The organism is Fictibacillus gelatini DSM 15865, from assembly GCF_000430745.1.
GTDB lineage: Bacteria > Bacillota > Bacilli > Bacillales > Fictibacillaceae > Fictibacillus_A > Fictibacillus_A gelatini.
Genome location: NZ_AUMP01000061.1, coordinates 1 through 7,437, shown reverse-complemented (window position 1 = coordinate 7,437; position 7,437 = coordinate 1). Strand labels below are relative to the sequence as shown.

The following is a 7,437-nucleotide window of genomic DNA, read 5'->3' as shown; positions in this document are numbered from 1 at the left end:
CGATAAATCATAAATACTTTTTAACAATAAATATTTAAACATACAGATCGGATCGATAGCAGTTCGACCGTTATCATGACAATATTTATCTTTCAATTCCTCGTAAACAAAGGAGAAATCAACTAGCTCATTTATTTTTCGTAATAAGTGATCTTTAGGAATAACCAAATCGTAAATCCCCATAAAAGGACTGAAAACCATAGATTGTTGTTTTTGAATCATCTTTATACCACCCACGAGAATTTGATAAGTTAATTATTACATAAAAAAAGTGTTACTTCCTTATATATTTTGGGAAATTTTTTCGGGGACTTTTTCAGTGGCCTCGCTCCTTGCCATGTTTTTGTCCTTGAGATAGGCTCTATCGGACAAAAATTGGTCTCCTGACCATGTTTTTATCCTTGATACGGGGGCTATCGGACATCATTTTGTCCCCTGGCCTATATCAGTTGTGTAAGGACCACGAGTGAAGCTCTTACCCAGGGGAGGGGACCAGGTTAGATGAGCACACTTAAAGTTCTCCGGAAACGACATTTCCTTTCAATATGACGGCGATTCTTTTTGCCCTTCTTGCGACAGCTTCGGCAGAACAACTTGCGTCAACGAAAATGAAATCGGCATCGTCCCCTACATTTGGCCAAACGCGTTCACCTTCTTGATTTAAAGGAGTCACGCCACCTGTAATAAATCGCAATGTTTGCCCCAATGAACGTTCATCAATGAAGCCGAAACGTTCCGCTAACGTCCCCACTTTTTCCAAACTGTCTCCTTTTCCAAATGGAGACCAGTGATCGGTAATGCTATCATCACCGAGGGAGATGTCCACTCCTTTTTCGTCCAGGAGAGGAATCGGAATCGTCCTTCCAATCGGGACGGATGTTGTGATTGAAATTCCGAGGTGAGCCAGGAGCTCTGCGACTTCGCCCGCTTCTTTTTCAGGAATATCGGCAAAAGCCAGCGCATGGCTAATGGTTACTCTTCCTTGCCATCCGGCTTCTTCCGTCAAGGCTGCCAATCGCTTAAACATAAAGATGCCAAGATGGCCTGGATCGTGAAGATGAAGGTCAATGTTTGCATTTGCTTCTACTGCAAGTTCCATCACGGTTTGCAACGATTTTTCAATATTTTCGTCAATGGAGGCTGGGTCAACACCGCCCACCAATGAGGCTCCGCTCTTTAATGCCTCCCTTACCAGAGAAATTGAATCGCTCCGCAATAAACCGTGCTGAGGGAATGCAACGATTTCGACAGAAACTTTGTCTTTATATGCTTCTACTGCTCTTAAGACAGCTTCTAAATTTTTCAATCCAACAATAGGGTCGACATTGCAATGGGTGCGAATATGTGTTGAACCTGCACTAAGCAATAAGTCCAGCAGTTTTTTCGCCCGTTCTTCGGCAACCGGCAATAAGCGCGGAAGCAGTTCTTCCTCTTCTTCTAACCGTGTGATGATGCCTTTCATTGGAATCGTCGGCGCTTTCCATGGTCCTCCGTAGTACGTTTTATCAATATGGATGTGCATATCTCTAAATGACGGAAGCATTAAATAATCATTTGCCTCCCATTTGGGCCATTCGGTCGTTAACGGCCGGGTTGCCGGGAGAATGTCTTGTATTTTTCCATCTTCAATCTTCACGTGGAAACGTTCTGTTATCGTTCCCGCAACTGTCTCATTTTCATAATGGTAACCGGTTTCCAAGCGAACATTCGTTAACCAATAGGCTTTATCATTCATCTTTGTTTACTTTCTCCTTTTGTAAAAGATGTTTCAACCGTTTTAATTTTTATTTAATTCCGCCCAGCGCTTGTACACTTTTATTCCATCTACATCCGGCTTGTGAACCATAGGCAATCTGCGTTCTTCGATTGGCTTTCTGTATTCATCATAGAACGTTTCTAATTCAAAGTACTTGCGGTCGTCTTTATAGTAAGGCGCATAATCCTCGCGTGACGTAATATAAAAAACATTTTTAGGGCTGCAATAATAGAGAGAGCCTAAGCACATTGGACATGGGCTCGCAAGGATATAAATGTCGCAATCCGTCAAATGTTCCGTCTTGAGCTTCCGGCATGCTTCTCTAATGGCAAGTATTTCAGCATGCGCCGTCGGATCATTGGTCTGCGCAACGAGATTCGGGCTTTCGGCAATGATTTCTCCATCTTGTACAATGACGGTGGCGAACGGCCGGCCACCTTCTTCAACATTTTTCATGGCTAATTCGATCGTGCGTTTTACAAAATCCATTAGGAATCACCTCAAGTAGTTTGTGTTTGACAACTATGCTACCATGGACATAACTAGATGAAAAATATAAAAAAAATTAATTTTACTTAAGTTTTTCATATAATAAAAGGAGTTTTCACGATGGACATACGACAGCTGCGATATTTTATAGCGATTGTAGAGGAAAGAAAAATTTCCGCCGCTGCTGAAAGGCTCCATATTTCCCAACCGCCATTAAGCCAGCATTTAAAGGCTATGGAAGAAGAGCTAGGCGCAAGATTAGTAGAGCGAAGCGGTAAATATTTCGAAGTGACGCAAGCCGGAGAGGCCTTGTATAAATACGCCTTACAAATGGTTCAATTGATGGAAGAGGCGAAAATGGAAGTCAAAGAAGTAGGAAATGGGGCAAACGGAAAATTGACGATTGGCATCAATACCTTTTCGGTTGTCGAGCTGCCTGAAATCCTTCATCAATTTCAGCAACAATACCCTAAAGTAACGTATCGAATTCAGCAAAATGAATCCTCTCATCTTTGCCAATTAGTGAAAGATCGGATCGTGGAGCTGGCGATTATCCGCATGCCGCTCGAGCTGGATGATTTTTCGGTTCTTCACCTTTATACGGAACCGTTTTACTTTATTACATCAACGAAAAAGGAACCATTCAATCATGAAATCTCACTTGCTGACATTCAAAACGAGCCGCTCCTTTTGCCGAGCACGGAAGGATTAGGCGTGCACTATTTGATTTTAGAGGCATTTTCCCGCCAGCAGCTACAGCCAAACATTGTCGGGGAGTGTTCCGATACTTCCCTTTTGCTGGAATTAATCTCATCAGATTTTGGGGTCTCCATTATTCCGGAAACGATACTTAACCGGAATAAAGGGTACGCCATCAACGCTTATAAAATTCCAGATGACATTCTATGTGCCTCGATCGGATTAATATGGCTGAAAAATCATTACTTATCAAAGACCGCCCAAAACTTTGTCGATTTATTGAAACAAAGAATTCTTATGTGAAAAAAGGGAATGGATTTGCCAGTCCCTTTTTTAAAAGCTAAATTGCGGATTAGGGATCGCCTTTATAAGGCTTATGCCCGACGAGTACCGTGAATTGTCTTCCTTCGTTTATTTATTTAGCTCTGTAAGTTCAAGAGCGGCGCCATACTTATTCCCCCCCTATTGAACATGGGCTCAAATTTTATTTCCGTTGACAACAGAAAAGTAGCCATAATCTCCGCGGCTTTTGCCTCATTGAATTACCTTCCTTCACATTCGATTTATGTCTTTTTTCACTGGCAAAGCAAGCAAGGCTTAATTTCTTCTTTAGTGATGTTAGTTCTAAATCTTAAACTGCTTCAACATCCTTGAGCGATGCGATGTGCCATGAAATACACCATTTAATTTAAAAAGCAGTGTTTTAGAAAAAACGGCAGCTCAAGCTCTACCGTTTCGAGTAAAACCGCCTGGCCAAATAAGGAAAACGGACGTAACTTTTTCGGCCATTTACCCGTTTCTTGAACATGAGGTATTCGCTCAAATGAAGTATCGTACAAGTACCGGCGGAATAACGAAAGGCGCGTCTTTTTAGAGGATGTTAACTGTTGAAAGAGAAAGTGTTGTTTGAGGAACTCGTAAAACAATTTGAGCCGCTCATCCTGGCACAAATTAAGTCATTAAAAGTCGCTCATCATTTTGATGATTATTATCAAATCGGGCTGGTCGGATTGTGGGAGGCGTACAGCCGCTTTAACGAAGAAAAAGGAGCGTTCAGTGCCTTTGCGCTTAAGACGGTACGCGGCAAAATGCTGAACCAGCTGAAAAAGGAAGTTCGCTATTCATCAATCCACGGGGAACTCACACAGGAACAAGAAGCAATCTTGCCATCCGAAAACGGCGATCAGCCGCTAGAGACAGACATCCTAAAGGAGTATCTCGAGCCTTTAACTGAAAAGCAGCGAAAATGGGTCGTCGGGCGCATTTTCTTGCAAAAAGGGGAAAAAGAAATTGCGGAGGCTGAAGGCGTTACCGTCCATGCCGTCAAATCATGGCGAAAACAGGCATTGAAGAATTTGCGGAAAACCGTGGCGAGAGGACTGGAGTGAATAGGCCACTCCAGTATCTTACATAACATCTCCAGTTTTTTAAATAAAATAACCCCCATTCCAAGGGACTAAAGTATTTTATAAATAACAGAAAGGTTTATTAAACTGATTTCTTTAATTGTTTTAATTTAATGTTACATAAATTAAATAAGACAAGGAGTACTCTAAAAATGAATGATCCTTGTCTTTTCATCGTTATTTACTTCTTTCTTGAAGATGCTACTTTCGCGATCGTCTCAAGAATAATACGTGTATTCTCTTTAAATTGCTGTGTTTGGTTTTCAACATATTGTTTACCGGCATCTGCGAGAGCGGAGGCGATATGAATAACTTGAACATTTTCTTGTACTCATTATCTAACAATTTCATTGTCATTCTTCGATACATTTCTGATTCTTATTCAATTATAGTATTAACATCGGTTTAAAGCGTTGTATCATGTCCTCAGATAAATACGGATCAATGGGATAATGAAAACAGATAACATAGTTCTTTACATTGATGACAAAGTATAATTGTTGTTTACTTGCATCAAAAAACAATTCCTTGTCTAATTTACTATTAAAAGTTTTAACAACAAATGATGTTGTATCATTTAAATGATATAGCTTATTCTCGTCACTTGCCGCTCCAGTTACACCTTTAAGAACTAACATTTCGACATCATTTTCTTTTTCCTTTTTATATAATGTTATTCCGGAACAATTTCTATATTGACCAATTATTCGTTCAAATACGGTTCCTTTTTTATAAAATATATCCCCTCCGCTCATTAATGGCTGTAAATGAGCCAGAAAAAGCCTTGAATTAATAATCTGACCATCTTCTATATAATCTAACACTGTATTTGTAAATTGAAAAAGCTTGTCATAAATATTAGACATTTGAGCTTGTTTGTTAATGACCGATTCAATTCGCAAATACTGGCTACCTTGTCGAAAAAGATCACTCAAATACTCTTTTATTTTTGGTAAAGGACTTTGACCAAAAGGGATCTTTTCTAAGTATTGTCCTTTGATATATAGATCATATAAAAATCCCCAAGTATATGAATCGATATGAGAATTTACTTGTTTTTTCGGATGCGACTCCCAAACCTTTTCGGCAATTTCTTTGTAAGAATCTGGGTCACATCCATATTCTTCTTTAAACTTAGTGATAAATTCAGGGAATTGTTCTTTTAATTCATTCCAAAACAAATTGTAAATAGGATCTTCAACAAAAACCATGGTATATTTTCCACTTGTATACGCCCTTTGAAATTCTAAATGAGTAACTGTTGCTTTATAATATTCACTATAATTTCCCGCTTGATAAGATATTATAAGGATAAAAATGTCGCTTTCTTCTACTTTTTCTAAGCATTTTTCAACTAATTGATTTGCTGGCCACGGTCCAAAATTTTTCTCATACATTAAAGGTTTATGACCCATTGTTTAAAGTGCATTAAATAATTCATGCCGGATTGTAGATAATGATTCTTGTGCAGCAGAACTGATAAAGATTTTAGCTGGATTTGCCAAACTATTTCCCCCTTCTTTCGATCTTTATATCTACAAATTGCTGCTAAAATCACACTTTTATAAAACTATGTAAAAATTCGTTTACTCTCTATTTATGATTAATATATGGAATGGACTGTTCTCTGAACTAGGAAGTGAGGACGTAACGATTTTGTGTGGCGTAAAATAACTTAGTTTCAAGAGCATTTTTTACATTTTACCGTCTAACACTATTTTTAAGCCATTCAATTGATAATTGTTAATTGGAATAATTCTATTGACATGAGATTGTGAAGACAAATGTATTTTTAATCTGAGGACAAATCGTTGTCATAAAAAGGAATACCCGCTTTCTCTAACAAAACGAACGTTTGTTTGTTTTCATTATAATTTGTAAAGTAATCTCGGTCAAGAGAATTCTTATTAGTAGTACCTTTACTATTGGTCAAAAATGTATACAGGCCAATTGGAAAGAAAGTATGGATGATGAAGAATTGCATCGGACGATTACGATCAACATACTTGATTTCCGCTATTTAAAGCAAACTCCTAATTACCACTCCATCTTCCATCTGTATGAGGATAAAGAGCATTTCTTATTGACCGATGCAATGGAAATTCACTTTATGGAGCTGCCTAAACTATTTATCAAATGGCGGCACAAGGAAGTGGATCCGCATGAAGATCGTTTGGTTCGCTGGCTCTTGCTGTTAGGCTCTGCCGAAGATGAACAATTAACGAGTGTATTGGAGGAAATTGCGATGAATGAAGACACCACTTTAAAACGCGCCATCGAAGAATGGGACCGCGTCAGCCAGGATCCTGAAGTAATCCTGGCTTACCAGGCACGTGAAAAAGCCATATTAGATGAACAATCCGCACTAAAGAGAGCTGAACGACTAGGAAAAAGGGCTGGAATGGAAGAAGGGAAACGAAAAACAGCCATCAAATTACTGGAACTGGGCGTTGATCACGAGACGATCGCTAACGCGACAGAGTTGAGTGTAGAGGAAATTGAAACGCTTAAGAAAAATAAAGATTAAAAATTCATTTTACGCAAAGTAAGAGTGCTGCTCCCGAGCAGCACTCTTACTATTTTAACTTCCTCCGAAAGAAGTCTCCCTCTTCAAACCGTAACGATGCGGTAGCGAGTGAAGATTAAGGGGGGAGATGAATTTCGGTTTGACGATAGCCGAAATCATTGTACAAAACCGAACATTTGTTCTATAATAATGAGTAAGGGGAGGTGATTCGATATGGCAAACAAAGCATATAAGTTCCGTCTGTACCCAACGCAAGAACAAGAACAACTTCTTGCAAAAACCTTTGGCTCAGTTCGTTTCGTATACAATAAAATGTTGGCTGAACGAAAGGAAGCATATGAGAAGTTCAAGGACGACAAAGAAGCCTTGAAAAAGCAAAAATATCCGACTCCTGCCAAGTACAAAAAGGAGTTTGCATGGCTCAAAGAAGTCGATAGCCTTGCGTTGGCAAACGCTCAACTGAATTTGCAGAAGGCGTACAAAAACTTCTTCTCTGGACGTGCTGAATTTCCGAAGTTCAAAAACCGTAAAGCAAGACAATCCTACACAACCAATGTGGT

8 protein-coding genes and 1 pseudogene are annotated in these 7,437 nt (G+C 39.3%); 4 read left to right on the top strand and 5 right to left on the bottom strand.

Annotated elements, in window-relative coordinates; all coding sequences use genetic code 11:
- From H538_RS0117655 to H538_RS0117640, 3 genes are all read right to left on the bottom strand, one after another.
- Positions 1-222: transposase (locus H538_RS0117655; protein WP_026678718.1), on the bottom strand; the 222-nt coding region annotated here is incomplete at its 3' end.
- 289 nt (positions 223-511) lie between these two features.
- The gene (locus H538_RS0117645) at positions 512-1,735 is read right to left on the bottom strand and encodes an amidohydrolase family protein (protein WP_026678717.1); all 1,224 of its coding nucleotides are present in this window, start codon (positions 1,733-1,735) and stop codon (positions 512-514) included.
- A 42-nt stretch (positions 1,736-1,777) separates the two neighbouring features.
- Positions 1,778-2,245, bottom strand: a complete 468-nt coding sequence (locus tag H538_RS0117640) for a nucleoside deaminase (protein ID WP_026678716.1) — start codon at positions 2,243-2,245, stop codon at positions 1,778-1,780.
- Between the two features lie 120 nt (positions 2,246-2,365).
- On the opposite strand from H538_RS0117640, the gene H538_RS0117635 reads away from it, so the two are divergent.
- Complete coding sequence (locus H538_RS0117635) at positions 2,366-3,247, top strand: LysR family transcriptional regulator (RefSeq protein WP_026678715.1); 882 nt, start codon at positions 2,366-2,368, stop codon at positions 3,245-3,247.
- A gap of 49 nt (positions 3,248-3,296) precedes the next feature.
- Here the strand turns inward: H538_RS0117635 and H538_RS27150 are convergent.
- Positions 3,297-3,478 (bottom strand): annotated as a pseudogene (locus tag H538_RS27150) (DUF4822 domain-containing protein); the annotation flags it as partial.
- A gap of 353 nt (positions 3,479-3,831) precedes the next feature.
- Here H538_RS27150 and H538_RS0117630 point away from each other — a divergent pair.
- Positions 3,832-4,332 (top strand): sigma-70 family RNA polymerase sigma factor, encoded by a 501-nt coding sequence (locus H538_RS0117630; RefSeq protein WP_051291542.1) that lies wholly within the window; start codon positions 3,832-3,834, stop codon positions 4,330-4,332.
- 404 nt (positions 4,333-4,736) lie between these two features.
- Here H538_RS0117630 and H538_RS0117625 read toward each other — a convergent pair whose 3' ends face one another.
- The gene (locus tag H538_RS0117625; protein ID WP_026678713.1) at positions 4,737-5,747 is read right to left on the bottom strand and encodes a DUF4062 domain-containing protein; all 1,011 of its coding nucleotides are present in this window, start codon (positions 5,745-5,747) and stop codon (positions 4,737-4,739) included.
- A 566-nt stretch (positions 5,748-6,313) separates the two neighbouring features.
- Here H538_RS0117625 and H538_RS24280 point away from each other — a divergent pair.
- On the top strand, positions 6,314-6,877 hold the full coding sequence (locus H538_RS24280; RefSeq protein WP_081412699.1) for an Rpn family recombination-promoting nuclease/putative transposase: 564 nt from the start codon (positions 6,314-6,316) through the stop codon (positions 6,875-6,877).
- Between the two features lie 213 nt (positions 6,878-7,090).
- The coding region (locus H538_RS0117610; RefSeq protein ID WP_026678712.1) for an RNA-guided endonuclease InsQ/TnpB family protein at positions 7,091-7,437 on the top strand (347 nt) is incomplete at its 3' end.